Source organism: Ruegeria sp. L11 (assembly GCF_056531755.1).
On the sequence record NZ_JBQFMI010000001.1, the window covers coordinates 540,233 to 565,221 of the forward strand.

General features: G+C 57.3%; 23 protein-coding genes and 1 tRNA gene. 11 read left to right on the forward strand and 13 right to left on the reverse strand.

Going from position 1 to position 24,989, the window contains the following annotated elements; all coding sequences use genetic code 11:
• Positions 1-2: 2 nt before the first annotated feature.
• Together ACR0CE_RS02655 and ACR0CE_RS02660 are read right to left on the reverse strand one after the other, a co-directional pair.
• The gene (locus ACR0CE_RS02655; RefSeq protein WP_480830799.1) at positions 3-1,187 is read right to left on the reverse strand and encodes a pyridoxal phosphate-dependent aminotransferase; all 1,185 of its coding nucleotides are present in this window, start codon (positions 1,185-1,187) and stop codon (positions 3-5) included.
• 56 nt (positions 1,188-1,243) lie between these two features.
• The gene (locus ACR0CE_RS02660; RefSeq protein ID WP_480830801.1) at positions 1,244-1,588 is read right to left on the reverse strand and encodes an MmcQ/YjbR family DNA-binding protein; all 345 of its coding nucleotides are present in this window, start codon (positions 1,586-1,588) and stop codon (positions 1,244-1,246) included.
• Positions 1,589-1,810: 222 nt separating this feature from the next.
• Between ACR0CE_RS02660 and cysS the strand changes: the two genes are divergently transcribed.
• From cysS to ACR0CE_RS02675, 3 genes are read left to right on the forward strand one after another with little or no spacing between them, the layout of a single operon-like run.
• Complete coding sequence (gene cysS / locus ACR0CE_RS02665; protein WP_480830803.1) at positions 1,811-3,208, forward strand: cysteine--tRNA ligase; 1,398 nt, start codon at positions 1,811-1,813, stop codon at positions 3,206-3,208.
• Positions 3,208-4,842: a citramalate synthase gene (cimA, locus tag ACR0CE_RS02670; RefSeq protein WP_480830805.1), complete on the forward strand. Its 1,635-nt coding sequence runs from the start codon at positions 3,208-3,210 to the stop codon at positions 4,840-4,842. Before cysS ends, cimA begins: the two co-directional genes overlap by 1 nt.
• A 2-nt stretch (positions 4,843-4,844) precedes the next feature.
• Positions 4,845-5,621 (forward strand): squalene/phytoene synthase family protein, encoded by a 777-nt coding sequence (locus ACR0CE_RS02675; RefSeq protein WP_480831215.1) that lies wholly within the window; start codon positions 4,845-4,847, stop codon positions 5,619-5,621.
• Here the strand turns inward: ACR0CE_RS02675 and ACR0CE_RS02680 are convergent, their stop codons facing one another.
• Positions 5,622-6,848: an MFS transporter gene (locus ACR0CE_RS02680; protein WP_480480803.1), complete on the reverse strand. Its 1,227-nt coding sequence runs from the start codon at positions 6,846-6,848 to the stop codon at positions 5,622-5,624. It abuts the gene before it with no gap.
• Positions 6,849-6,945: 97 nt separating this feature from the next.
• On the opposite strand from ACR0CE_RS02680, the gene ACR0CE_RS02685 reads away from it, so the two are divergent.
• Together ACR0CE_RS02685 and ACR0CE_RS02690 are read left to right on the forward strand one after the other, a co-directional pair.
• Positions 6,946-7,578, forward strand: coding sequence for a DNA-3-methyladenine glycosylase family protein (locus ACR0CE_RS02685; protein WP_267364472.1), 633 nt, complete (start codon positions 6,946-6,948; stop codon positions 7,576-7,578).
• Entirely contained in the window at positions 7,575-8,240 is a 666-nt protein-coding gene (locus ACR0CE_RS02690) for an alpha/beta hydrolase (RefSeq protein ID WP_267364470.1), read from the forward strand. The genes ACR0CE_RS02685 and ACR0CE_RS02690 overlap by 4 nt, the downstream gene beginning before the upstream one ends.
• Before the next feature lie 43 nt (positions 8,241-8,283).
• Here ACR0CE_RS02690 and ACR0CE_RS02695 read toward each other — a convergent pair whose 3' ends face one another.
• Together ACR0CE_RS02695 and ACR0CE_RS02700 are read right to left on the reverse strand one after the other, a co-directional pair.
• The gene (locus tag ACR0CE_RS02695) at positions 8,284-8,709 is read right to left on the reverse strand and encodes a VOC family protein (RefSeq protein WP_480545553.1); all 426 of its coding nucleotides are present in this window, start codon (positions 8,707-8,709) and stop codon (positions 8,284-8,286) included.
• Between the two features lie 32 nt (positions 8,710-8,741).
• Positions 8,742-9,347, reverse strand: a complete 606-nt coding sequence (locus tag ACR0CE_RS02700; RefSeq protein ID WP_480830807.1) for an rRNA large subunit pseudouridine synthase E — start codon at positions 9,345-9,347, stop codon at positions 8,742-8,744.
• Between the two features lie 213 nt (positions 9,348-9,560).
• Between ACR0CE_RS02700 and ACR0CE_RS02705 the strand changes: the two genes are divergently transcribed.
• Positions 9,561-10,148: an HNH endonuclease gene (locus tag ACR0CE_RS02705; RefSeq protein ID WP_480485548.1), complete on the forward strand. Its 588-nt coding sequence runs from the start codon at positions 9,561-9,563 to the stop codon at positions 10,146-10,148.
• On the opposite strand, the gene ACR0CE_RS02710 is transcribed toward ACR0CE_RS02705, so the two are convergent.
• Both ACR0CE_RS02710 and ACR0CE_RS02715 read right to left on the reverse strand, forming a co-directional pair.
• On the reverse strand, positions 10,145-10,615 hold the full coding sequence (locus ACR0CE_RS02710) for a disulfide bond formation protein B (protein WP_480537932.1): 471 nt from the start codon (positions 10,613-10,615) through the stop codon (positions 10,145-10,147). The two genes, ACR0CE_RS02705 and ACR0CE_RS02710, sit on opposite strands and share 4 nt — an antisense overlap.
• Positions 10,612-11,190 carry a YqaA family protein gene (locus tag ACR0CE_RS02715; protein ID WP_209503842.1) on the reverse strand — a complete coding sequence of 193 codons (579 nt, stop codon included), beginning with the start codon at positions 11,188-11,190 and terminating at the stop codon, positions 10,612-10,614. Before ACR0CE_RS02715 ends, ACR0CE_RS02710 begins: the two co-directional genes overlap by 4 nt.
• A 145-nt stretch (positions 11,191-11,335) precedes the next feature.
• Between ACR0CE_RS02715 and ACR0CE_RS02720 the strand changes: the two genes are divergently transcribed.
• The 4 genes from ACR0CE_RS02720 (at position 11,336) to ACR0CE_RS02735 (ending at position 15,994) form a co-directional block, all read left to right on the forward strand.
• A tRNA-Leu gene (locus ACR0CE_RS02720) sits at positions 11,336-11,421 on the forward strand.
• A 465-nt stretch (positions 11,422-11,886) separates the two neighbouring features.
• Positions 11,887-12,855: a TAXI family TRAP transporter solute-binding subunit gene (locus ACR0CE_RS02725; protein WP_480505077.1), complete on the forward strand. Its 969-nt coding sequence runs from the start codon at positions 11,887-11,889 to the stop codon at positions 12,853-12,855.
• Between the two features lie 101 nt (positions 12,856-12,956).
• The gene (locus ACR0CE_RS02730; protein WP_480830810.1) at positions 12,957-15,566 is read left to right on the forward strand and encodes a TRAP transporter permease; all 2,610 of its coding nucleotides are present in this window, start codon (positions 12,957-12,959) and stop codon (positions 15,564-15,566) included.
• The gene (locus ACR0CE_RS02735) at positions 15,563-15,994 is read left to right on the forward strand and encodes a universal stress protein (RefSeq protein WP_480830812.1); all 432 of its coding nucleotides are present in this window, start codon (positions 15,563-15,565) and stop codon (positions 15,992-15,994) included. Before ACR0CE_RS02730 ends, ACR0CE_RS02735 begins: the two co-directional genes overlap by 4 nt.
• A 58-nt stretch (positions 15,995-16,052) precedes the next feature.
• Here ACR0CE_RS02735 and ACR0CE_RS02740 read toward each other — a convergent pair whose 3' ends face one another.
• Genes ACR0CE_RS02740 through ACR0CE_RS02750 form a run of 3 tightly spaced genes read right to left on the reverse strand, consistent with a single transcriptional unit; the run spans position 16,053 to position 20,141 of the window.
• Positions 16,053-17,093, reverse strand: coding sequence for a lipocalin-like domain-containing protein (locus ACR0CE_RS02740; protein WP_480830814.1), 1,041 nt, complete (start codon positions 17,091-17,093; stop codon positions 16,053-16,055).
• Entirely contained in the window at positions 17,083-19,497 is a 2,415-nt protein-coding gene (locus ACR0CE_RS02745; protein WP_480830815.1) for an FtsX-like permease family protein, read from the reverse strand. Before ACR0CE_RS02745 ends, ACR0CE_RS02740 begins: the two co-directional genes overlap by 11 nt.
• Positions 19,494-20,141 (reverse strand): ABC transporter ATP-binding protein, encoded by a 648-nt coding sequence (locus ACR0CE_RS02750; protein ID WP_480545559.1) that lies wholly within the window; start codon positions 20,139-20,141, stop codon positions 19,494-19,496. The genes ACR0CE_RS02745 and ACR0CE_RS02750 overlap by 4 nt, the downstream gene beginning before the upstream one ends.
• 172 nt (positions 20,142-20,313) lie before the next feature.
• On the opposite strand from ACR0CE_RS02750, the gene ACR0CE_RS02755 reads away from it, so the two are divergent.
• Complete coding sequence (locus ACR0CE_RS02755) at positions 20,314-20,748, forward strand: ion channel (protein WP_480472907.1); 435 nt, start codon at positions 20,314-20,316, stop codon at positions 20,746-20,748.
• On the opposite strand, the gene cls is transcribed toward ACR0CE_RS02755, so the two are convergent.
• The 3 genes from cls to ACR0CE_RS02770 all read right to left on the reverse strand — a co-directional run bounded on the left by cls (position 20,745) and on the right by ACR0CE_RS02770 (position 24,867).
• The gene (cls, locus tag ACR0CE_RS02760; protein ID WP_480472905.1) at positions 20,745-22,157 is read right to left on the reverse strand and encodes a cardiolipin synthase; all 1,413 of its coding nucleotides are present in this window, start codon (positions 22,155-22,157) and stop codon (positions 20,745-20,747) included. The genes ACR0CE_RS02755 and cls overlap by 4 nt on opposite strands.
• Before the next feature lie 24 nt (positions 22,158-22,181).
• Positions 22,182-23,153, reverse strand: a complete 972-nt coding sequence (locus ACR0CE_RS02765; protein WP_480830818.1) for an HAD family hydrolase — start codon at positions 23,151-23,153, stop codon at positions 22,182-22,184.
• Between the two features lie 94 nt (positions 23,154-23,247).
• Entirely contained in the window at positions 23,248-24,867 is a 1,620-nt protein-coding gene (locus ACR0CE_RS02770) for an arylsulfatase (RefSeq protein ID WP_480830820.1), read from the reverse strand.
• Positions 24,868-24,989 lie beyond the last annotated feature (122 nt).

The following is a 24,989-nucleotide window of genomic DNA, read 5'->3' on the forward strand; positions in this document are numbered from 1 at the left end:
AGCTATTCAGCCGCGTGTCGCTTGGCGAGCTGCGCTGAAAACATGCACAGGGTTCTCAAGGCACTGACAAATTTCTCATCATCCACGGTCATGGCAACCCGAATGTGACCCGCTGCGGCTTTGCCAAAGCTTTCGCCCGGCATGACGGCAATCGCATGAGTGTCCAGCAGGGCGTTCGCAAACCCTTCGCCCGTCAGCCCGGTCGCCCGTATATCCAGCATCAGATACATAGAACCCTGCGCCGGGACGAGCCCCACTGTGTTCTGTGCCGCCAATACGTCTATCGCCAATGAACGGCGGCGACGGAATGGCGCGGCGATCTTGTTTTCAAGTTCCTGTCCTGCGGTCAGTGCAAAGCTGGCCGCGTCCTGAATGAACCCCGGAACGCCATAGGTTGTATGAGTAGCCAGATCTATCAGGTGACGGATCACGTATTCCGGACCAACGATCCACCCGCATCGGGACCCGGTCATGGCATGTGATTTGGACATTGATCCAACCACTAAGGTACGGTCGGCCATTCCGGGCAGCGCGCGGGCAGACAGGTGCTCGCCCTCCCAGATCTGGGTGTCATAGACTTCGTCTGATATCAGCCACAGGTCACGGCGTTGGCAAACATCGGCAATGGCTTCAAGTGACTGACGGGAATACACCACTCCGGTCGGGTTGTTCGGCGTGTTGATCAACAGCGAAACCGCGCCTTCCGCCGCTGCATCAATCAAATCTGCGCGCGGTTGAAATGCATCTTCTGCGGTGGTTCGAACAGCGCGGGCAATGGCCCCGGCACCGCGAATCGTTCCGGGGTAGGTGGCATAATACGGGTCCAGATACAGCCCGGTGTCGCCGGGATCGCACACCGCCATATGCGCGGCGAAAAGGGCGGACTGCCCACCGGGCGTGATCAGTACATTGTTACGCGTCGTTGGGATACCTGTGCGGGACTGAACCCGGGCAGCAACCGTATCGCGCAGCAAATCTGTTCCGGGCACCGTGGCATAACCGGTGTGACCGTTGCGGGCCGACAGGTCCATAGCGTGCCGGATCGACGGGTCGGTACGAACGTCATGCTCGCCGATTGTCAATTCTGTCACGGCATGCCCTTCATTCAGCATCCGTCGGGCCCGATTGAACACCTCCCACCCGTCGCTGCCGCCGGTGACCTGCGTGATGCGCTTGGACAATTCCATGACAAGGGCCTCGGTTACTCTGCGCTGAATGGGACAGAGCGGCAGGCGTTTGTCAATCAGCTTCGCGGCGCTATCGAGGCCTGAAGTTTTTTGGTCAATGATGCGCGGACAAGGTCATAGGACACAGTCAAACGATGGCGCATTTCGTCTGCACCGGTGTCAAACGGAAGACGCACCCAGCTGCGGTGGAAATAGGGGGCATTTACGCCGATCCCAGTGTCTATCAGCATCTGCGCCGTTTCGATATCGGGCGTTTTTACGGAAACACCGTCATTTGCGATCCCGATACAGGCGAACATTTTGCCACCAATTTTCCAGGCGTCATGGCCACCGCCCCAGGGATCGGACAGTTCAGCGCCGGGCAGCGTTTTGCAGATGGAATTGACGAAATCTCGGTCCATGTTCGGCACTGTGCCGAACGGGGATGGCAAACTCAACACTTGGCTTGGGAATGATCCCATGCTAACCGATGTCCCATGAACCCGGTGACCTGCATCATTATTATCTGCTGCATTACCTGCTGATTTATCAAGCGGGCCGGTTTCTTTCGTTTTCATCCCTGAGACAAGTTGCTAAGCCCGCGCCAACGCGCAAGCCTTTGCTGTTTCTTAGGAGCCCGACCGATGACGACGATCAAGCTGCACAACACACGGACGCGGACGAAGGAAGACTTCGTACCGATCGATCCTGAAAACGTGCGGATGTATGTCTGTGGCCCAACGGTCTATGATCGTGCCCATTTGGGTAATGCCCGCCCGGTGGTTGTGTTCGATGTGCTCTACCGCCTGTTGCGTCACGTCTACGGCGCAGATCACGTGACCTATGTGCGCAACTTCACCGACGTGGACGACAAGATCAACGCAACGGCATTGGCGCGCAAACAGGCGGGCGCAGAAGGCACGCTTGAGCAACTGGTGCAGGAGCGGTCGGACGAGACCATCGACTGGTACTTGCACGACATGGGCGCGTTGGGAGCGTTGGAACCCAACCAGATGCCACGCGCGACCCAGTATATCGCCCAGATGATCGCGATGATCGAGGGCCTGATTGCAAAGGGTCACGCCTATGCCGCCGAAGGTCATGTTCTGTTCGCGGTCGACAGCTGGAAAGAAAGCTATGGCAAACTGTCTGGCCGGTCGGTCGATGACATGATCGCAGGTGCGCGAGTCGAGGTCGCGCCATACAAGAAGAACCCGATGGATTTTGTCTTGTGGAAGCCTTCGACTGATGATCTGCCGGGCTGGGACAGCCCATGGGGCCGGGGACGTCCGGGCTGGCACATCGAATGCTCGGCCATGAGCTATGAATTGCTGGGCGAGAGCTTTGATATCCACGGGGGTGGCAATGACCTGATGTTCCCGCACCACGAAAACGAGATCGCCCAGAGCAAATGCGCTCACCCGCACGGTGAATTCGCGCGGGTCTGGCTGCATAACGAGATGTTGCAGGTCGAAGGTAAGAAAATGTCCAAATCGCTGGGCAATTTCTTTACCGTGCACGATTTGCTGGAGCAGGGCGTGCCGGGCGAGGTAATCCGCTTCGTCTTTCTGCAGACGCATTATCGCAAGCCAATGGATTGGACCGAGAAGAAGGCGCGTGAGGCCGAGGCGACGCTGCGCAAGTGGCGGGCGCTGACAGCGGGCATCGAGCCCGCAGCCAGCGCGGCACCTGAAGTCATCGCAGCACTAAGTGACGATCTGAATACGGCAGGTGCCATGAGCGAGCTTTATCGTCTGGCTTCAGACGGTGACGCCGCAGGTCTGCTGGCCAGTGCGCAACTGCTGGGTTTGCTTTTACCTGAGATGAGCGACTGGGCAGATACCGCATCTGTCGATTTGACCTCTCATGCGGACCGTTTAGCGAAGGCACGCGAAATCGCGATGCAAAGCAAGGACTTCTCAGAAGTTGATCGCTTGAAGGCAGCATATGTAGCGGCGGGGCTTGAGGTTCGAATGAGCAAGGACAGTGTCGAACTGGTGCCCGGCGCCGGTTTTGATGCTGCCAAGCTGGAGGAGGTCTGATGGCTAAGGAACGCCTCTACCTCTACGACACAACCCTGCGCGATGGGCAGCAAACGCAGGGCGTGCAGTTTTCGACCGCAGAAAAAGTGCAGATCGCGCAGGCGCTGGACACTTTGGGCGTGGATTACATCGAAGGCGGTTGGCCCGGCGCCAACCCGACCGATAGCGCGTTTTTCGAGGTGGCCCCAAAGACCGCGGCCCGGTTGACGGCGTTCGGCATGACCAAACGCGCAGGACGATCAGCCGAGAATGACGATGTGCTGGCAGCCGTGATGAATGCGGGAACGCAGGCTGTTTGTCTGGTCGGCAAGTCGCATGATTATCACGTCACCCACGCGCTTGGTATTTCACTGGAAGAGAACACAGAAAACGTGCGCGCCTCGGTCGCGCATATCGTCGCGCAGGGGCGAGAAGCGCTGTTTGATGCGGAACATTTCTTTGACGGCTACAAGGACAATCCGGAATATGCCGTGGATGTTTGTCGCGCAGCGCTTGAGGCTGGCGCGCGGTGGGTTGTCCTGTGCGACACAAATGGTGGCGCTTTGCCGTCCGAGGTCGGGCGGATTGTATCCGAGGTGATCGCAGCCGGGCTGCCCGGTGATCGGCTGGGCATTCACACCCATAACGATACCGAAAATGCCGTTGCCTGTTCTCTGGCTGCTGTTGAGGCCGGTGCACGGCAAATTCAGGGTACATTGAATGGTTTGGGCGAACGTTGCGGCAATGCGAACCTGACCGCTTTGATCCCGACGCTGTTGTTGAAGGAACCCTATGCGTCGCAGTTTGATATTGGTGTCAGCCGTGAGGCTTTGGCTGGTTTGACCCGGATCAGCCGGATGCTGGATGATGTCCTGAATCGGGTGCCCAGCAAGCAGGCGGCTTATGTCGGGGCGTCGGCTTTTGCACATAAGGCCGGACTGCACGCCAGCGCGATCCTCAAGGACCCATCGACATATGAGCATGTGGACCCCGCAAGCGTCGGGAACACCCGCATCATTCCGATGTCGAACCAAGCTGGTCAGTCAAACCTGCGCAAGCGTTTGACCGAGGCTGGTTTGCGTGTTGAGGCAGGTGACCCCGCACTTGGCCGCATCCTTGACCAGATAAAGGCACGCGAGGCGGATGGATATTCCTATGACACCGCTCAGGCCAGTTTTGAACTGCTGGCGCGGGAAGAGCTGGGTCAATTGCCTGAGTTCTTCGAGGTCAAGCGTTACAAAGTCACCGTTGAACGGCGTAAGAACAAATACAACAAGATGGTCAGCCTGTCCGAGGCCGTTGTTGTCGTAAGAGTGGATGGTGAAAAGAAGCTGTCTGTCAGCGAATCCATGGACGAGTCAGGCAGCGACAGGGGGCCGGTGAACGCCCTAGCCAAAGCCTTGGCCAAGGATCTGGGCCAGTATTCACAGGTGTTGTCAGATATGCGTCTGGTCGACTTCAAGGTGCGGATTACGCAAGGCGGCACCGAAGCGGTCACGCGTGTCATCATCGACAGCGAAGACGGGCAGGGGCGGCGCTGGTCCACCGTGGGCGTCAGCGCGAATATAGTCGATGCGTCTTTCGAGGCGCTTCTGGATGCGATTCAATGGAAACTGGTGCGCGATTGTGATCCGAAAAAGGCAGCAGCCGAGTGAGCGTGGTCTTTGACCAAGACGTCAAGGCCTGCGCGGAACTTGTGCAACGGGCTGATCCAGATCGTTTCCGCGCAGCGATGGCTGCACCGGTGGCAGACCGTGCAGTCCTGTTCCCGATTTACGCGTTGAACGTCGAAGTTGCCCGCGCGCCCTGGGTGACGCAAGAGCCGATGATCGCCGAGATGCGGCTGCAATGGTGGCGTGACGCGCTACAGGAAATTGCTGAAGGGGCAACCGTACGGCGGCACGAGGTAGTAACACCCTTGTCACAGGTTCTTTCGCCCCATCTGGCTGGTGTTTTGGATGAATATGTGGCCGTAAGGCGTTGGGATATATATCGTGATCCGTTCGAGGATCAGGAGCACTTTGACGCCTACATCGATCACAGCACGGGCTCATTGGTTGTTGCATCAGCCCAGGCGCTGGGGGTGGCCGATGAAACTGTGTTGCGTGACTTTGGATATGCGGTTGGGGTGGCGAATTGGCTTAGGGCTATTCCTGAACTGGAACAACGCGGGCGGATACCGCTTTTGGACGGTACCCTTGAAGGGGTGCGTGCCTTGGCCGGAACCGCCTTGAATCGCCTGCAAAAAGCCAGATCGCATCGGGCTGAGATTTCGGCCAAGGCACGGCCGGCATTATATTCCGGTTGGTTGGCCGAACGGATTTTGAAGCAAGCCATAGCTAGCCCAGAACGTGTTGCCACAGGTGCGCTTGCACCGGGAGAAATACGGCAACGACTGTCCTTGATGTGGACTGCGGGCAGCGGGCGCTGGTGATCAGGCCCGTTCCGGGTCGGCCGGTCGCAGAACCAGCCACAACAGGGCCCCGCCTGCCAGTGTCAGCAATGGGATCATTGCAAGGTTGACTGCTGTCCACCCTTCGACCGGGGAACCGCCCGAGCAGTTCATCAATCCACCCGAAGCCAGCGAGGCCATAGTCACTCCGCCAAACACCAGCAGGTCGTTGAGGCCCTGCATCCGGCCGCGCTCCTGCGGCTCATGCGATGCGGCCAGCATCGTGGTCGCGCCGATAAAGCCAAAGTTCCACCCAACACCAAGAAGAATGAGAGCGACGAAAAAGTTCCCTAAATCAACGCCCTGCAAGGCGACCAGTCCAGCGGCTGCAAGAATTGCCAGACCCAGCGCCACAATCCTTTCGATGCCAAACCGGGCGATCAGGTGACCCGTAAAGAAACTGGGCACATACATGGCCAGCACGTGGCTGGTGACGATGTCAGCCGCGTCATTAGCCGAGTAACCACAACCTACCACGGCCAACGGCGTCGAAGTCATCACAAGATTCATCAGTGCGTAAGATACCATGGCACATATGATGGCCACGGCGATGCGGGGTGTTTTCAGCAATTCCAGTCGCGACCGCCCCTTGGGCTCGGTGCCGGTGGGTTTTGCAGGCGTTGGGATATCAAGGAAGAAGAACAGGGCGGACCCCAGAACATTGATCCCAATGACAGCCAGATAGGTGCCCAGAAACGGGATGACGTAGGCTTCGGACGTGAGCTTTACGATCTGCGGGCCAATGATGGCAGCTGCCAATCCACCAGCCATGACATAGGAAATCGCTTTGGGGCGGAACTCGTCCGATGCCGTGTCCGCTGCGGCGAACCGGTAGAATCCGTGGGCGCTCATGTAGATGCCTGTTAACAGGCTGCCGACAAGGAAGACGGGGAAAGAGCCAAGAAACAGGCCATAGGCTCCGATCAGCCCGCCCAACGCACCGGATGTCGCGCCAACAAGGAACCCGACCCGACGCCCCCATTTTTGCATGATGGCCGAGATTGGCGTGGCTGCCAGCATCGATCCCAGAACAATCAGCGAAATGGGCAATGTTGCCAGGCAGGGATTGGTCGCCAGCGACTGACCTGCCAGCCCTCCGACGATGAACATCATTGGCATCTGCGCGCCCAGAATGGCCTGCGCCGCCACCAAGACGGCAACGTTGCGTTTGGCCTGACGGTCATCGGGAAGGGTCGAGATCATGGTCATGGCGGAATGGTTATCGGCTAAGTGTATGCGGCACAAGCCGGTTGCATCTGCGGCACATGCGCCTAACGTGCCAGTAGCAACCGAGCAGGGAGAACAGATGCCCGTTGGCCGCATCATCGAAACGCCGGATTGTGTGGCGGAAGGGGCTGAATGGCTGGCCCAGAGCTGTCCGCGCATGGCCTATGCAATGGAACAGACTGGCCCATTGCCGTTACGTCGCCGTCCCGACGGGTTCGCGCAACTGCTGAGTGCCATTGTCAGCCAACAGGTCAGTGTGGCTTCGGCCAATGCAATATGGAAACGCCTGCAAGATGCCAAATTGACGGGTCCGCGAAAGATCATGTGGGCAACGGATGACGATCTGCGGGCCGTAGGGTTAAGCCGTCAAAAGATCCGATATGCAAAGGCGTTGGCAGAAGCGCGTATAGATTACAAAGCGTTGCGTGATGCTCCTGATGCAGAAGTTGTGGCCACGTTGACGCAGGTGTCTGGCATCGGCGTCTGGACTGCGGAGATATACGCCATGTTCTCACTTGGTCGTGCTGATGTGATCGCCCCCGGCGACCTGGCGCTGCAAGAGGCCGCGCGCATCCTTTATGACCTGCCCAACCGCCCAACAGATAAAGAACTGCGCAAGATGGCCGAGGCCTGGTCGCCCTGGCGCTCGGTTGCGGCGCGGGTGCTGTGGGCCTATTACCGGGTTGCAAAGCAAAGAGAAGGGATCAGATGACACGGGTTTTGAATGCGCTCCGGAAAGAGCCTGTTTCGGGCGACACGCGCTCGGTTGTGGTTTTCGTACATGGCTATGGCGCAAACGGTGCCGATCTGCTGGGTTTGGCCGACCCGCTGGGTGAACATCTGCCCGACACATTGTTCGTGGCCCCGGACGCGCCCGAGCAGATCCCCGGAATGCCCAATGGTTTTCAGTGGTTTCCGATTCCCTGGATTGACGGGTCGTCCGAAGAAGAGGCGCGCAGGGGCATGGAAATGGCGGTCGAGGATTTCAACGCCTTTCTGGATGCTCTGATGGTGGATGAAGACCTGTTGCCAGAACAGGTTGTCCTGTTTGGTTTCAGCCAGGGCACGATGATGAGCCTGTATGTCGCGCCCCGCCGTGAAGACCCCGTGGCCGGAATTGTCGCTTTCTCAGGCCGTTTGCTAGAGGCGGACCTTCTGGCAGACGAAACCGTCAGCCGGATGCCTGTACTGCTGGTGCATGGCGATGCCGACGACGTCGTCCCGCCGCAATCCTTGCCCGAAGCGGCAGAGGCCCTGCAATCCGCCGGTTTCAAAGAGGTCTATGCTCATGTCATGAAGGGCACCGGGCACGGAATCGCCCCGGACGGGCTGAGTGTGGCCCTGGCCTTCATGCGCGACAAGCTGAGCCTTTAGCCAGTAAGGTCAGTTCAACGGAACACGGTCGTTCTGTATTGGCTCAAGACCAAAGATGGGCTTCCGCAAATTCGACTGAGTTTCCGGCCGGGTCGCGCACGTACAAGGAACGTGCGCCTCCGGGCCAGTCGAATTCTGCATCTACGGGGACATTCCAGTCCAGAAGGTGCTTGCGCATTACCGCGATTTCATCTCGGGTCAGCACAAGACACACGTGTCCTGCACCACGGGCGCCGTGGGACGGAACAGGCATGTCCGGGTTGAGGGGCGGCTGTTCCGTCTGTTCCGGGTTAAAGATCAGCAGGACCGATCCGCCAATTCGGTAAAACACGTGGCGGTCGGCGACGCGCTGAATGCGTTCCAGGCCCAGTACTTCGCCGTAAAACTGTTCCGCTGCGTCCAGATCATCGACATAAAGCGACGCTTCCAGAATCGCCGAAGGGGCCGGTATTCCGGGAGTTAGTTTCATGACCCGAGTTTAGCAGATCAGGGCAGGGTATGTCACCGGCGCGGTCGACGGTCGCGTTTTCGTTGCGTTGTGGTGTTCAGGGACGGCATGGGCAGGCTGTCCCACTGGCCAGGTGCCAGGTCGTCCAATGTCCAGTCACCGATGCGGCAGCGGATCAGGCGCAGGGTCGGTAGGCCCACGGCGGCCGTCATTCGACGCACCTGACGGTTTTTGCCCTCGCGTATGGACAGTTCTATCCAACTGTCTGGTACAGTCTCGCGTTCGCGGATTGGCGGGGTGCGGGGCCACAGGTCGTCCGGCTCGTCGATCTGCCGCACCTTCGCCGGACGGGTCAGGCCGTCTTTCAACTCGACGCCGTTTCGCAGCGCTTTCAGGGCGGTTTCGTCCGGAATACCTTCGACCTGAACCCAATAGGTTTTTGCCATCTTGTGCTTGGGGTCCGAGATCTGCGCCTGTAACTTGCCGTGGTCAGTCAGCAGCATCAAACCTTCGCTGTCACGGTCCAGTCGACCGGCGGGATAAACCCCGGGCAGATCGATGAAATCGGACAGTGTACTGCGCGGAGTATCCGCATTGTCGCGGTCGGTGAACTGCGGCAGCACATCATAAGGTTTGTTGAAGCGAATGAACCAGGACATGACGTGCGCATACCCCGAAGAGTGCACCCCGCGCAAGCTGTGGATAACTGTCATGCGCTTGTTACGGATTCGCATTACCCAGTTTGCGACATATTGTGGAAAATCAGGGCTTGTCAGAGTATTAACACGATATATAGTTATACTAAGGCCGGGGCGGGTGTTCCCCGCTCTGATGTCAAAAACAGGCAGAGCAGAGCGAGGAGCGATTCTGATATGGACGGAGACTTCAGGACCGAATTTGTCAGGGAGCCTGGTGCGCTGAAGCATCATCCCGCATTGGTTTTGAACGCCGATTATCGCCCCCTGTCTTATTACCCGTTGTCCCTGTGGCCCTGGCAAGAGGCGATCAAGGCCGCTTGGCTGGATCGGGTCGACATCGTGGCCGAATACGACGAAGTGGTTCGCAGCCCGAGTACGCAGATCCGAATACCTTCGGTCGTTGTTTTGAAAGACTATGTAAAACCCAGAAAGCGCGTGGCCTTCACGCGCTTTAATTTATTTCTGAGGGACGAGTTCCGATGCCAGTACTGTGGCAGTCGCGGTGATCTTACCTTTGATCATGTGGTGCCACGCGCCGCTGGCGGGGTGACCAGTTGGCAGAACGTTGTGGCGGCGTGCAGCCCTTGCAACCTGCGCAAAGGGTCGAAATCACTGCGTCAGGCAGGAATGAACCTGCGTAAGCCGCCGCGCCAGCCTGACGCCGAAGCACTGCGCAATGTTGGTCGGAAATTCCCCCCCAATCACTTGCACGAAAGCTGGATCGATTTTCTGTATTGGGACGCGGAGCTGGACGAATTCTAGGCCCGCTCTGACTTCCACGCCGCGAGCCAGATCAGCACCAGAACAGCCGAGGCAATGGCATTCCACCCAGCCATCGAGATGTTGAACATTTCCCACGGAATATCGTCGCAGCGAACCAAAGGCGCGGACATAATCTGATCGAACAGATCGTCATTCGACATCCCAGTGATGCTGCCGGATGTGCAACTGGTCGGACCTTCCCACCACCCCTGCTCAACGCCGGCGTGATAGAACCCGATGCCCGAAGTGGCGGCGGCGGCCATTGCGCCACAGAGGGGCAGGAAACTTAGCCTTGGTAAGGCCAACGCCAAAACGCCAATCGCGATTGCGACCCCATGCGGGTAGCGCTGCCAGATACACATTTTACAGGGGGCAAGGCCGCCCAGATATTGAAAGCCGAAAGCTGCCAGCAGAAGGGCCAGGGACCCAAGACTTGCCAGTGCGATAAGTTGTGAACGTCTCGTCATAGGTATTTCACCACCAGGAAGCCGCCAAACAACAGGATGATGAACAAGGTGAACATCAGCCCCAGGCGTTTTTCGATAAATTCACGGATCGGCTCGCCAAAGCCCCAAAGCAGGGCCGCAACAAGGAAGAACCTGAGCGCGCGTGCCAGTATCGACGTTGCGATGAATGTTCCAAGCGGCATTCCTGTCCAGCCGGACATGATGGTGATGACCTTGTAGGGGAAAGGCGTCACTCCGGCGGCCAGTACCGCCCAGAACCCGAAATCGTTGAAGCGGGTGTTGAATTCTTCCATCGCATGGGCCTTGCCCATGGATTCAAGAATGGGCTGCCCAAGGCTTTCATAGAAAAACGCGCCAATCGCGTAGCCCAGCATCCCGCCCAGAACCGAAGCCACCAGGGCAACGGTTGCAATCAGCCAGGCGCGCGACGGGCGCGCTAGGATCATTGGAATCATCAGAACGTCGGGGGGGATTGGAAAGAACGAGCTTTCGACAAAAGCCACTACGGCTAGCGCCCACAGCGCATGAGGGTGTTCCGCCAGACGAATTGTCCAGTCATAAAGCGATCGCAACATTTAGCACTCAAATCCCGTTCTCGACCCGGGAAAGCCAAACCACGCACCTGACGGCCCGTCAACCATCACGGCAGTAACAAATGGAATAATGGATGATTTTTGCCTCTGGACCTTCCCTTTGATGGGCGCTAATCCAGTGTCCGTGGCCCAAGTGGCGGAATGGTAGACGCAGGGGATTCAAAATCCCCCGGTAGTGATACCGTGCCGGTTCGAGTCCGGCCTTGGGTACCAAAGTAAAAACAGGGGGTTAGGGGAACCTGCTTCCTGTTTTTTCTTTTCGGGATTTTCGAGTGCTTGGGCACTTAACTCTCAATTCTTCGTTCTGGTCTGGTTCTTTTCCTGCCTCTGGTATCACCCTCATCCCGGATGAGGGTGCCGTATACGATCCGCTGTTGAACAAACCTGAACAAAAATGGGCGCAAAGATAAAGTAGACCGATCAGGCGGGTTTTCCTGTGTGCCAGAGGGGAAAATTCAAAAATTACGCTCATATATGCGGATAGATGCGAGTCAGGCCGGTGCTGGCCTTGACATTGAATGTATCTGGATGAACCCTCAAAGAGGTTGGGAGAAACTGGAAAATTCAACAGGTTGCACCTGCTGTGAGGCATGCCGATCATCGTTATCGGCACAGTTTCATGGGCAGGTCATCGATTTGAATTCCAACTGCCAGACAAAAATATGTGGGAGTATTGAAATGAAAAACAGCAGCAAAATGAGCCTCGGCGCGTTTGTAACCGCAGCCATGTTGGCTCCGGCGGCCTATGCCGAAGAGTTCATTACAATTGGTACCGGCGGCGTGACCGGTGTTTACTATCCGACAGGTGGCGCGATCTGCCGTCTGGTGAACAAGGGCCGGAAAGAGCACGGCGTGCGCTGCTCGGTCGAATCGACCGGTGGCTCGGTCTACAACATCAACACCATTCGCGAAGGCGAGCTGGAATTCGGCGTTGCCCAGTCCGACTGGCAGTATCACGCGTATAACGGCTCCTCTAAATTTGAAGAGGCAGGTCCCTTCGAAAAGCTGCGTGCCGTTTTCTCTGTCCACCCCGAGCCATTTACGGTTGTGGCCCGCGCCGATGCGGGCATCACAAACTTTGAAGACCTGAAAGGCAAGCGCGTGAACATCGGGAACCCCGGTTCCGGTCAGCGGGGCACCATGGAAGTTCTTCTGAGCGAAATGGGCTGGACCACCGATGATTTCGAACTGGCGACAGAGCTGAAAGCGGCTGAACAATCGGCTGCCCTGTGCGACAACCAGATCGATGCTATGGTTTATACCGTTGGTCACCCGTCGGGTTCGATTCAGGAAGCCACCACAGCCTGTGACTCGGTTCTGGTGAATGTCAGCGGTGAAGCCGTGGACAAGCTGGTCAATGACAATTCGTTCTACCGCACTGCAACCATCCCCGGTGGCATGTATCGTGGTTCTGACGGCGACACCCAGACATTCGGCGTAGGCGCGACTTTCGTAACTTCGGCAGATGTGTCGGACGACGCGGTATATGCGGTGGTCAGCTCTGTCTTTGAAAACTTCGAAGACTTCAAAAAGCTGCATCCGGCGTTTGCCAACCTCAAGCCCGAAGAGATGATCGCAGATGGCCTGTCGGCACCGCTGCATCCGGGTGCCGAGAAGTATTACAAAGAAAAAGGCTGGATTCAGTAAGCCAGACCTAGGGCAGGGCGCCTAAGGGCGCCCTGCAACCCAAACCCGCACAAAGCGGGTAATTCAGAAGGCCAAAAATGGTCGCGACGGGGAGACATTTTATGAATTCCGACACTCAATCCAATCGTCCGCTTTCCGAAGAAGAGCTTCAGGATCTGGTCGCATCATCTGACGCGGGCGGGCGTAATCCGGTCGGGAATGTAGGTGTCTTCCTGGCGATTGTAGCTGCGATTTGGTCGATTTTTCAGGTTATCCTGGCGTCGCCGCTCGCAAACTACGTGTTGCCGGGCAGCGTGGTAAACAATGCGCGGCAATTCCACCTTGCCTTCGCTCTGTTTCTGGCCTTTGCGGCTTATCCGGCACTAAAGTCCAGCCCGCGCGGCTATATTCCGGTTCAGGATTGGATCATGGGCTTGGTCGGTGCGTTCGTCGCGCTTTATGGCTATTTTTTCTATGACAAGATCGTTAATGCGGGCGGTTTGGCCGACGATACGGACAAATGGGTCGCGTTGCTTGGCTTGGTGCTACTGTTCGAGGCCGCGCGACGCGCGCTTGGCCCGGCCATGGCAATTATCGCGACGATTTTTTTGGCCTATGTCTTCTTTGGCGCATCCGAATGGGTACCGGAAGTAATCCGATGGAAGGGTGCAAGTCTGAAAAAGGCCATGAGCCATATGTGGATCACGTCGGAGGGCGTGTTTGGCATCGCCTTGGGCGTTTCCACCAAATTCGTGTTCCTGTTCGTGCTGTTTGGTGCGCTGCTGGATAAGGCAGGGGCAGGGAACTATTTCATCAAGATGGCCTTTGGTGCGCTCGGGCATCTGCGCGGTGGTCCGGCAAAGGCGGCCGTTGTTGGTTCTGCCGCAACCGGCCTGATCTCGGGCTCGTCGATTGCCAACGTTGTGACAACCGGGACATTCACCATTCCGCTGATGAAGCGTGTGGGCTTTAGTAGTGAACAGGCCGGATCGGTCGAAGTGGCCTCATCGGTCAACGGTCAGATCATGCCACCTGTGATGGGCGCGGCTGCCTTCCTGATGGTGGAATATGTGGGCATCTCATATGTCGAGGTGATCACCCACGCCTTCCTCCCTGCGGCGATTTCTTACATCGCGCTGGTCTATATCGTGCATTTGGAAGCTGTGAAGCGAAACATGCCGACTTTGGGCGACCGTGACGTGCATCTGGCGCGAACCGTTGTGGGTATGTTGGCTTTCTTCCTGGTGTTTGCAGGGCTTTGTTACGGCTCGCAATTCCCGGTCGATGCTGTAACAAGCTGGGTACCGTCTGCGGCAGGCCTGGTGCTGAGCTTGATCGTCTGCGCGGTTTATGTCGGATTGCTCTATCTGGCCGCTCAGGTGCCGGACCTTGAGCCGGACGACCCGAATGCAAAAGAGGTCACGCTTCCTGTTATCGCTGATATTTATAAGGCAGGCTTGCATTACCTGCTGCCGATCATCGTTCTGGTTTACTTCCTGATGATCGAACAGAAATCGCCGGGACTGTCGGCGTTCTGGGCGACCGCTTTGCTGTTCGTAATCCTGCTGACGCAGAAACCGCTCAAGGCTCTTTTCCGGGGGCAGAGCAATCTCAAGAACACCTTTGTCGATGGCGTCGCTGACCTGTGGCAGGGGTTGATTGATGGTGCACGGAACATGATCGGTATCGCGCTGGCAACTGCCACTGCGGGCGTGATCGTCGGCACAGTGACTTTGACGGGTGTTGGTCAGGTAATGGCTGACCTGGTCGAGTTCCTTTCAGGCGGCAATCTTATCCTTATGCTGGTCATGGTTGGGCTGCTCAGCCTGATTCTGGGCATGGGTCTGCCGACCACGGCGAATTATATCGTAGTCAGCTCGTTGATGGCCGGGGTAGTCGTTGAACTGGGCGCGCAAAGCGGGCTGATTGTACCGTTGATCGCTGTGCACCTGTTTGTGTTTTACTTCGGGATTATGGCCGATGTTACACCGCCTGTTGGGCTTGCAAGCTTTGCGGCGGCTGCTGTGTCGGGCGGTGATGCGATCAAAACCGGTTTCACGGCGTTTTTCTACAGCCTGCGCACCGTGGCACTGCCTTTTGTGTTCATCTTCAACACTGATCTTCTTTTGATCGACGTTACATGGCTTGAAGGGATCACGGTGGCCGTTTTCGCGACCATAGCGATTCTGGTCTTCACGGCAGGTACGATGGGGTATTTCCTGACCCGCAGCCGTATCTATGAAAGTGTCGCGCTCGTTCTGGTGGCATTTGCCCTGTTCCGACCGGACTATTTCATGGATCGCATCTCGCCTCCGTTCAAATCGGTTGAACCCGCTGCATTCGAAGAGACCATTGGTCAGACACGGCCGGGAACAGATGTACGTCTGGTCGTCGCAGGCCCCGATTTCGATACGCTCGAGATGGTGGATACAACCGTTGTTGTCACTGTGGGCGACGAAGAAGGAGGGGCCGCGCGAGTCGAGGCGATGGGCTTGCTGCTGGTCCCCGAGGACGGGTTGGTCAAGCTTGACGAGCCGCTGTTCGGCACGCCGGTGGCCGACGATCTGGGCATCTTCGACTACTATGGCGATGAACCCGTACGCCTGGCCTCGGTCAGCTTACCGTCCGACCAGCTGCCCAAGCAGTTGGTGTATATCCCAGCGATGGTCCTTTTGGGTCTCATCGCGTTCCTGCAACGCGGCCGTGCCGCCAGACAAGGGGTGCCCGCATGACACGTTCTGTTCTGTGTGCCATTGATATCAGCAATGGCGAGATTGATGCTCCGGTCCTGCAAAAAGCCGCCGCTTTGGCGGATATGGAAGGGGCACAGTTGGATGTTGTGACAGTGTTGCCCGATTTCGGGGAAAGCTGGGTGTCCGGGTTCTTTGAATCCGATTTTCACGACAAGGCGTTGGCCGAGGCGCAGGCCAAACTGACGGCGCTGTGTGTTTCGGCATTGGGGGCCGAGCGCAATGAAAGCATCCGCCATGTCGTTGCGACAGGCACAGCCTATCAGGAGATTCTGAAAACCGCCGAAAGCGCCGGTTCCGATCTGATTGTGATTGGCGCGCATAAGCCGGATTTTAAGGACTATCTGCTTGGTCCGAATGCAGCGCGAGTGGTGCGGCATTCCAACGTCTCGGTGTATGTCGTTCGCTGACTGATTTTCCAGCACGCAAAAGATCGCGTCGCTGGTCGTGAACAAATATCGGGTGGGTTCAGTAGCCTGTCATCTCAAGATAGCCAACGCCTTCATGGCTGCCGGTTACGGTGACAGGACCTTCCCAGTATTCGAAACTGGTCCCCATCCACGCATCAGGTGTCAGGGCTGAGACCTGAATATCTATGCCCCGGTCCGCAAGATTGACGTGCCAGTGTGTCGGGATATTGCGTCCGGCGACCTCATCGGTACTCAGCGGCAAAAGGCTGATTGAGCCGTTGGGGATGGCTTCAGTACTGCCGTCTGAATTGATCCAGGTGGCCGAGGTGAAATCGCCACGATCCCCGCGCAGGCGAAAAGCCATCAGTTTGTCGCCGTCCTCAAAACTGAGCGAGAACCAATCCCAGCCCCTTTGATCCGTCGCCAAAGGTTGTGAGGACCATTCCCGATCCAGCCAACCCTGACCGGTTACACGGACTTCACTATCCGGCAAATGCAGCACGCCTTCGATTGTATAGAAGGGCTGCGAGTAATAGTAACTTGCCTGCCCATCAGAAGATTTGACCGAATAGCCCGCGTCGCCGTGACGAACCAATGGCCCTTGCGCAGTCAGCGAAAGGTCATAGCCGAAGTCTTCACCATTTGCCGTCAGCGACAGGCTGTCCAAATCCGATCCGGCCATGCGCCATTCATCAATCCAGGCCTCAAACGGTTGTGCAGTTACACCGGCCTGCCCAATCCCCCCGCGTGACAATCGCTCGGTGAAAAAATGAGCCTTGGGGGTCGTAACAGCAGCATGACCCATCCAAAGTTGCGGGCTTTGCCACCCGTCGCTGTCATAGGGTTTCAGGGCTGACCGGAACAGGGTCCATTGAATGCCATAGTCCAGGCCGTCGTCCCCTTGGAGATTGGCGGTCAGATACCACCATTCGATGCGGTAGGCCGGGTGGGGGCCGTGGTCCCTTGGGAAATCAAACTCAAACCCGGCTACTGGCACGTCAAAGCCTTCGGCCGACCCGCCGAGACCTGCGTAGCCCTGCGCCCAAAGCGGTATCGGGTAGAGCCACATAAGAAGGAACAGGAGGGTCCTAACGTTCATTGGCGAACACTCTCAGCAGATCGGCGGGTGGCAGGCGCAGCATCCGTAGCGCGGGCAGGGCGGCGGCAAGCAGGGCAGCAAGAAGGGTCAGTAGAAACAGCCGCAGCCAATCCCAGGGGAAGACGAACATCGGCAGGCGCCAACCAAAAGCCTGAACGTTGATCACCGTCAGCAGAACCCATGCCAGAACAAGCCCAAGTGGCAACGCCAGACAGGCGGTCAATGCCGCCAGCAATAAGCTGCGCAACAGTTCCAGCCCTGCAAGTTGCGCCCTGTTTAGCCCCAGCGCCCAGACCGGTGCGATCTGTGGCAGGCGCTGGGTCCACAGGGTCAGTAGACTGGTGAGAATGGCAAATCCTGCCACGCCGAGGGTCAGCACATTCAAGGCCGAGGTCACGACAAAAGTCTTCTCAAATATCGACAACGACTGCGCCTTCATTGCAGCTTGCTGTACGACAGACTGACGTGGAAGATTGAACCGTTCCCTTAAGGTTTGCACCATTTCGGTTGCGTTTTCGGGGTTTAGACGAATGCCAAAGCGGCGGGCCTCCGTACCCGGAGCGATCCGGTTCAGTTGGTCCATCGAGACGATGGCTTGCCCGGTAGGATTCCCATAATCCGAATAGACCCCGGCGATGGTCAGGATGTGGTCCCGCGATAAGGCCAAAGCACCGCCGGGCCAGAGATCGGCACGCCGGGCCAGTTGCTCGTTGATCAGAACCGCACGTCCGGCCATGACGTCATCCCATGCATTCGGGCTTGAGGTGATCACCGGCCAGTTCTGCCGATAGACCGGATCATCCACGACACCGTAAAGAAACAGAGGCCCCGTTTCGTGCGACAATTCCACATTTCGGATTGGCAGAATGGCTTCGACCTGAGGGCGCAGCCAGTCGGTAATCTCCTGCCCCTGATCGTCGTCGCTGGCAGTCAGGTAGAGTTCTGACGTCAGGCGCTGGTCAAGCCACCCGACGAATGTCAGCCGGAAACTGGATACCATTGTGCCTACGCCGACATTCGCTGCCAAGGCCAGCAACAGGGCCATCAGGGCAAGTGACAATCCGGGCAGTTGTGCCCGCATATCCGCCCAGACCCATTGGGCAACAGGCCCCCGCGCTGTGCTGGCGCAGAATGAAAGCATTACTGACAAAAGCGCAGGCAGCATCAGCGCTGCACCGGTCAGCAAGCCAGCCAACAGGGTAAACCCGGCGATCAGCCCCCCGAAACTGACATAGGCCAAACCGCCACCCAGGATCATCACCAATCCGAATGCCGCTGCAAGATGGCGCGCACGGGGGTCGCCCCGCCACGCTTGAACGCCCGAACTTGTCAGCAGGGGCATACGCGACAGGCGCCACAATGCGTGGCCGCTGGCCAGCAATGTGCCAAAGACTGCCATGGCAATCCCAGCCAAAAACCATTCCAGTTGCAGCGTCAGTTGCCCTGTTACTGGTGCGCCGTAAAGGCCACGCAACGTGGCCGCGACATCGGGCAGAAGTGCTCCGGCCAGAAAGAAGCCCAAAAGCAACCCGACGAGCCCACCGATCAAGGCCAGAAATGTCAGCTCGGCAAGGATCAGCCAGACCAGTAATCGCATCGAAACACCCAGTGCCCGCAGCGTGCGGATAATGCCCCTGCGTTGGGCAAATGCCAGCCCGACTGTGCCGTTCACGATAAAAAGGCCGACTGCAAAGGACAGCAATCCAAAGGCTGACAGGTTCAGGTGGAAACTGTCGGTCAGCCGAGCAGTGTCGATCTTTTGTGACGGGCTGATGCGTTCCAGCTCTGGCGCGATCGTGGTCAGGGGCTGAAGCCCGCGGGGTTGATCGGGCAGAATAATGAGCCGCGAGACTGAACCGGGCTGATTCAGAAGACGTTCGGCAACGCCGATATCCGTCAGGATCACATCCGGCGGCAGCGCTGAGGTACTGAGAACCGGGGGCAGAGTATCGTGACCGCGCAACAAGTGCTCCAACTCTGTCGAAACCAGCAGGCGGCCCGGAGCAGTCAATATGTCCGCCGGGTCGGGCGGCGCACCGCTTTGCTGGGCCTCGGTAATTGCGGGCAAGGCGGGATAGGCCACCATATCCACGCCCATCAAACGCAACGTACGTCCAGCGACCCGATAAGGGCCTTCCAGTACGGCGGCCACCTGCCATCCTGCGCGACGCAGGTCGACATAACGGGACATGGGGATGAAACCGGCTGGATCGCGCAATTCGTCAAACTGCCCAAGTGCCAGCTGGGCGTCGGCACGGGAATAGCTGGCGCGGGCCTCGGCATTGATGGCCTGTACAGCGGACCACAGACCAGTTGCCAGTGCGATACCGGTCAGCAGCGTTGCCAGTTGCAACCAATGCACCCGCCAATGGGACAGCAGGGCCTGGACGACGGCAGATGTCATTGGATGCACCCGCCGCTCAGGCGTAGGTGCGTGTCCAGACGGGCCGCGATCTGCGGGGAATGCGTCACCAGCAGCAAAGCTGCGCCAGTATCAGACACAAGTGACAGCATCAGGTCCAGCACTTTGGCGCTGGCGGTTTCGTCAAGATTGCCCGTCGGTTCGTCCGCCAGCAACAGTTTCGGGCGCGCTGCCATGGCGCGTCCGATGGCCACCCGCTGTTGCTGTCCGCCCGACAAGCTTTCGGGGTAGCGGTCCAGCAGATCCGAAAGCCCAAGCCGGTCTGCCAATTGCCCGGACCATTGGGCATTTTCGGTACCTGCAAGGCGGGCATGAAAGGACAGGTTTTGCCCCACGGTCAGCGATGGGATCAGGTTGAACTGCTGGAACACAAGCGAAACCTTTCTGCGCCGCAACCCGGCCCGGCCCGCATCATCCAAAGGGGACAGGGGCGTGCCATCCAGCGTAATCTCGCCTCTGTCGAAACTGTCCAGGGCGGCGGCCAGATTCAGCAAGGTGCTCTTACCGCTGCCGCTTTCACCGGTCAGAGCAAGCGTTTGTCCCTGATCCAGTGTCAGAGACACATCGCGCAGAACGGGCCGCCCGCCGGGGTAGGTTTTCTGAACTCGGTCGATGATCAACAGCATGAAGCGCCCTTTTTTGCACAGGATGTGCGTTGGACTTCCCAACTGTCCAGTGCAGACCTTACTCCGGTTCCTTTCGCCGCAGGCTACCTTATCCGGTGGCGGGGTTGTGCCTTGCGTTTTGAAAGGTCATTGTGCCCTGACAGTTCGTGGCCGAAAATCAGGGTGTAAATACATGACGTTGCTGCATCAGATCGTTTGGGGCAGTACCTTTCTGGGTATTTGCATCCTGATCGAGATTCTCTTTCTGACCTGGTGCACGATGTCCATTATCAAGATGGACAAAAAATGGGTCACACGCGGGGTGTTTGTGGCAACCGCGGGGCCGATTGCCGTTGCCTTGGGCTTCATTATCGCAACGCACACCATTCAGGTCTGGATCTGGGCTATCGTCTGGGTGTTGCTAAATGTTCTGCCGGACTGGAACTCGGCCATCTATTTCTCGTTGGTGACGTTTACGACGCTCGGATACGGCGACATCGTTTTGGGTGAAGGGCTGCGCATTTTCGGCTCGTTTGCTTCGGTCACCGGGCTGTTGGCGTTTGGATTGTCGACCGCGTATCTGGTCGCATTGATGACCCGCGTTTTTCAGGAGAAGTTCTTTTCCTAAAGGATCGGTGCAAACAACCGTGCCAGCGGCGCACCAAAGCGGATGTGGGCCGGTTGTTGACGCAACCTACGGGTCAATTCGAAACTGGTTTCGAAATCTTCTTGTAGCATCTGGTCGACGGCCTGGGCAGCCCGGGCATCAAAGAACAGCGCCATTGCTTCGAAGTTGAGGCGGAAAGATCGGTTGTCGAGGTTTGTTGTTCCAACAGCGGCCAGCGTATCGTCGACAACGAACGCCTTTTGATGCATGAACCCGCCGGTATAGCGGAATACGCGCACGCCACAGTCGCGGATTTCATCGAAATAGGCAAACGCGGCCAGCCATGGCAGGCGATGGTCGATCATGTCAGGAACAAGGATGCGCACATCCACACCGCGCATCGCGGCATGTTGCAGCGCTGTCATGACATCGATGTCGGGTACGAAGTAAGGCGACGCAATCCACAACCGTTCTTTTGCCTCGGCGATTGCTGCAAAAAACATCATGGCGCCAGTTTCGGTTTCGTCTCCGGGTCCGGTCGCGACCAGCAGGGCATTCATGTTCTGTTCGGATTCACTGCCCGCCCAGTCAAGTTCATCAATCAGGTCTTCGTTATGCGCCCAATGCCAATCTTCAGTGAAGATAAGCTGCAATTGCCGGACGACATGACCGGACATCATTATGTGAGTGTCGCGCCAATGACCGAAATGCGGATGTTTGCCCAGATATTCCTCGCCAACATTGTGGCCACCGATAAAGCCTGTCTCGCCATCGATAATGACAGTTTTACGATGGTTTCGGTAATTCAGCTGAAACCGGAAATTCGGGCCGCGTTGCTGACGCGGGTCGGCTACATCAATTCCGGCTTCACGCATGGTATCCAGATACGCGCGCGGCAATCCGTAACTGCCGACTGCATCGGTCATGAAACGGACGTGAACCCCACGTTTCGTCGCCTCGATCAGCTTGGATTGCAGTTTGCGGCCCAGTGCGTCGTCTCTGATGATGTAGAACTGAATGAGGATATAGTTCTTGGCCTTGTCGATGGCGTCGAAAATGGCGTCGAATGTGGCTTGCCCATCAACCAGTAGCCGGGCACCGTTTCCGCTGGACACAGGAAGATGCGCAAGAAACTCGAACGGGCGCGGATTGATCGACATAGACGAGGGATCGGGCCTTGAGTAATCGGCAAAGGTTTTGATCCCTTCAACGACCCGCTCACTTTTCTGGCGCGCGATGCGATACCCGTGAAAGCGATGGTGTCCCAGAAAAAGATACAACGGCACCGCCAGGAAAGGTGCTGATACCAGAAAGACCACCCACCCAACTGCACCTTGCGGTGTTCGCGCGGTTTGTGCTGCTCGGATCGAGAACACAAATGCAGCCACGTACAACGTGAATACAAAGATAGATACCAGCGCTGTCCACATGGGGTCTTACATCTTTCGGGCCGTTTAGTTTTCCCCAGTGTAGATGCGTGACCAGTCTTGCGCCATATCGACAATGATCCATCCCTTGTCAGGACCCTGATCCAGCCCGTCTGCCAGCTTTCCTATCGGGCTTTCGCGGTCATAGGCCCATTCGCGTTCGGCGTCCGTGTGATGGATCAGAATTCCCAAACGCGGGCCGTCACCCGACGTTGTCCAATCCAGCATAGCGAAATCTCCGTCTGAGTTGCCTGCGGCCAGAATCGGGCGTCTGCCAATCGTGCGCTCGATGTTGATCGGCTTGCCTTCCTTGTCGTCGATGAAGGCTAACCCCGGTGCCTTGATGATCGTCGGGTTGCCGTCGATCACCTTATAGGTGCTGTCAGCAAAGCTCCCCAATATCTGTTCCGGCGGGATACCATATGCATCCTCGGCAAAGACGCGCATGAAATGAATGCCGCCGCCGGATACGATGTAGGTCTTGAAACCTTCGTCACGTAGATAACGCAGCAACTCGACCATCGGCTGATAGGTCATCTGGTCATAACGAAGGCCGGTGTTGGGGTGGCGTTCGGTTTCCAGCCACTGCGCAACAGCTGCCTGAAAGTCTTCGACGCTGGTGCCAGAATGCGATGCGTTGACAACTTCGATCAGCGCCTCATGCCCGCCTTCAAGAACGGTCGCTAGATCACCCTTTGCAGCAGCTTCCAGAGCAGGAGTTGTCAGGATCGACGGGTCCCGCTTGGCCAGATCGGCCAGACGATCCATGGCGAAAAGGAACTGAAAATACACCGGCTGTTCGGCCCAAAGCGTTCCGTCATTGTCGAATACGGCGATCCGATCATCAGGCGTCACGTAATGAGCTGAGGCAGGGTCGGTTACCTCGTCAACAAACGAAACGATTTTCGCTTTGGATTCTAAATTGTTCCATGACGGCAAGGGGTCAGCGATGGCGACCGTCGCTCCTAGCACACTGCACAATATCAAAAACAGACGCACGGATTATTCCTCAATTTTCAACCGCTAATGAGAAGGGCCGGGGCCCCGGTATCGGGACTCCGGCTTTGCTGTGTCTTGGATCAAACAGTCAGGTTCACGGTGCGCCCGGAGGTGACGTCAACTTCTCCATCACCTTGTCGAGGCTGAAGCTCGCCGCTTCCTGTCGGGGTGGGTATTCCTTGAAGGTTTCAAGGAACTGCGCGACATAGGCCTGCGCAGGTACCAGCATGTAGGCACGGTCGAGCATCCAGTCATAGTAGGTGTTCGATGTGCGGTAGCCACGCTCGTACGGGTCGCGTCGCAAGTTGGTGATCAATGGCACGCGCAGAGGGGTCAGTGGCTCCATCCAGGCGCGCAAAGTTGCCCATGCCTTCTGTTCCAGGAAGGTGATTTTCCAATCACCGAAGCGCAGTGCCGCAAGGTCACCATCGTCCGTGAAATAGAAGATTTCCCTGCGCGGACTCTTGTCTGTTTCGCCGGTCAGCAACGGCAAGATGTTGTAGCCATCCAGATGCACGCGATAGTCGCGCCCGCCGCCAACTTCGGCCACGGTGACACCTTCCAGAAGATCTTCTTTCACGGTTTCGTTGCCAGCTGCAGCCAGGAATGTCGGCAACCAATCCATATGATGCACGATCTCGTTCGACACAGCACCTTCGGTAATCTTGCCGGGCCACCGAACCATGGCAGGTACGCGCCATGCGCCCTCCCATTGGGTATTCTTTTCACCCCAGAACGGGGTCATCGCGGCATCTGGCCAGGTATTCATGTGCGGACCATTGTCGGTCGAGTAAAACACGATGGTCTTGTCGGCGATGCCCAGCTCATCCAGCGCAGTCAGGAAGTCGCCAATATGCATATCATGTTCGATCATGCCAGCCGTATACTCATCTACCTGCTTGCCGACGATTTCATTGGCCTTTGCCCATTTCTCTTCGGAAACATGCGTGCGGAAATGCATCCGGGTGCCTGACCACCAGACGAACCACGGCGTGCCGCTTTCCTCTTGTTTGCGGATGAATTCAATCGCAGCCGCCGCGGTTTCATCGTCGACCGTTTCCATACGCTTCTTGGTCAGCGGGCCGGTATCCTCGATCTCGCCACCCGCTGTCGACTTGATTACACCGCGCGGGCCAAAAGCCTGTCGGAAGGTTCTGCCATCGGGCAGAACAGCATCATTGGGATAGTCGATGTTTTCCGGCTCTTCCTCGGCGTTGAGATGGTAGAGGTTGCCAAAAAATTCGTCAAAACCGTGGTTTGTCGGCAGATGTTCATCCCGGTCGCCCAGGTGGTTTTTTCCGAACTGACCCGTGGCGTAGCCTTCCGCTTTCAGAAGGCCCGCAATGGTCGGGTCTTCGATCTGCATGCCTTCCTCAGCGCCCGGCAGGCCAACTTTGGACAGGCCCGTACGGAAAACGGATTGCCCCATGATGAAAGATGATCGCCCAGCCGTGCACGACTGTTCACCGTAGTAATCCGTGAACATCATGCCTTCTTCGGCAATACGGTCGATATTGGGTGTCTGATACCCCATCAGACCCCGCGTGTAGGCCGAGATGTTGGACTGGCCGACATCGTCGCCCCAGATCACAAGGATATTCGGTTTCTGGTCCTGCGCCCAGGCGGGTATGGCCAGTGTCAATGTGGCGGTTACCACGGCAAGTCGGCGCAAGTTACTGCGCCAGGTGCCGGATGGCGAACATGGAGGTAACATGGTTTGCTCCTGATCTGATAGGATCTTTGTGACCCTTGGAAAATAAAATCTCCGGCGTTCAAACGCATGAACAACACGGCAGCAATGTGTTGATTCCCATGTCGAAAATATCAGATTCCGGG

Coding starts and splice junctions, on each gene's coding strand:
- cls (WP_480472905.1), bottom strand. CDS start 22,157: ATGTGGACAGCGCTGGTATCTATCTTTGTATTCACGTTGTACGTGGCT.
- ACR0CE_RS02710 (WP_480537932.1), bottom strand. CDS start 10,615: ATGACGAGACGTTCACAACTTATCGCACTGGCAAGTCTTGGGTCCCTG.
- ACR0CE_RS02745 (WP_480830815.1), bottom strand. CDS start 19,497: ATGACATCTGCCGTCGTCCAGGCCCTGCTGTCCCATTGGCGGGTGCAT.
- ACR0CE_RS02730 (WP_480830810.1), top strand. CDS start 12,957: ATGAATTCCGACACTCAATCCAATCGTCCGCTTTCCGAAGAAGAGCTT.
- ACR0CE_RS02770 (WP_480830820.1), bottom strand. CDS start 24,867: ATGTTACCTCCATGTTCGCCATCCGGCACCTGGCGCAGTAACTTGCGC.
- ACR0CE_RS02700 (WP_480830807.1), bottom strand. CDS start 9,347: ATGTCCTGGTTCATTCGCTTCAACAAACCTTATGATGTGCTGCCGCAG.
- ACR0CE_RS02755 (WP_480472907.1), top strand. CDS start 20,314: ATGACGTTGCTGCATCAGATCGTTTGGGGCAGTACCTTTCTGGGTATT.
- ACR0CE_RS02740 (WP_480830814.1), bottom strand. CDS start 17,093: ATGAACGTTAGGACCCTCCTGTTCCTTCTTATGTGGCTCTACCCGATA.
- cysS (WP_480830803.1), top strand. CDS start 1,811: ATGACGACGATCAAGCTGCACAACACACGGACGCGGACGAAGGAAGAC.
- ACR0CE_RS02655 (WP_480830799.1), bottom strand. CDS start 1,187: ATGGAATTGTCCAAGCGCATCACGCAGGTCACCGGCGGCAGCGACGGG.
- ACR0CE_RS02705 (WP_480485548.1), top strand. CDS start 9,561: ATGGACGGAGACTTCAGGACCGAATTTGTCAGGGAGCCTGGTGCGCTG.
- ACR0CE_RS02735 (WP_480830812.1), top strand. CDS start 15,563: ATGACACGTTCTGTTCTGTGTGCCATTGATATCAGCAATGGCGAGATT.
- ACR0CE_RS02725 (WP_480505077.1), top strand. CDS start 11,887: ATGAAAAACAGCAGCAAAATGAGCCTCGGCGCGTTTGTAACCGCAGCC.
- ACR0CE_RS02750 (WP_480545559.1), bottom strand. CDS start 20,141: ATGCTGTTGATCATCGACCGAGTTCAGAAAACCTACCCCGGCGGGCGG.
- ACR0CE_RS02685 (WP_267364472.1), top strand. CDS start 6,946: ATGCCCGTTGGCCGCATCATCGAAACGCCGGATTGTGTGGCGGAAGGG.
- ACR0CE_RS02660 (WP_480830801.1), bottom strand. CDS start 1,588: ATGGACCGAGATTTCGTCAATTCCATCTGCAAAACGCTGCCCGGCGCT.
- cimA (WP_480830805.1), top strand. CDS start 3,208: ATGGCTAAGGAACGCCTCTACCTCTACGACACAACCCTGCGCGATGGG.
- ACR0CE_RS02680 (WP_480480803.1), bottom strand. CDS start 6,848: ATGACCATGATCTCGACCCTTCCCGATGACCGTCAGGCCAAACGCAAC.
- ACR0CE_RS02690 (WP_267364470.1), top strand. CDS start 7,575: ATGACACGGGTTTTGAATGCGCTCCGGAAAGAGCCTGTTTCGGGCGAC.
- ACR0CE_RS02695 (WP_480545553.1), bottom strand. CDS start 8,709: ATGAAACTAACTCCCGGAATACCGGCCCCTTCGGCGATTCTGGAAGCG.
- ACR0CE_RS02715 (WP_209503842.1), bottom strand. CDS start 11,190: ATGTTGCGATCGCTTTATGACTGGACAATTCGTCTGGCGGAACACCCT.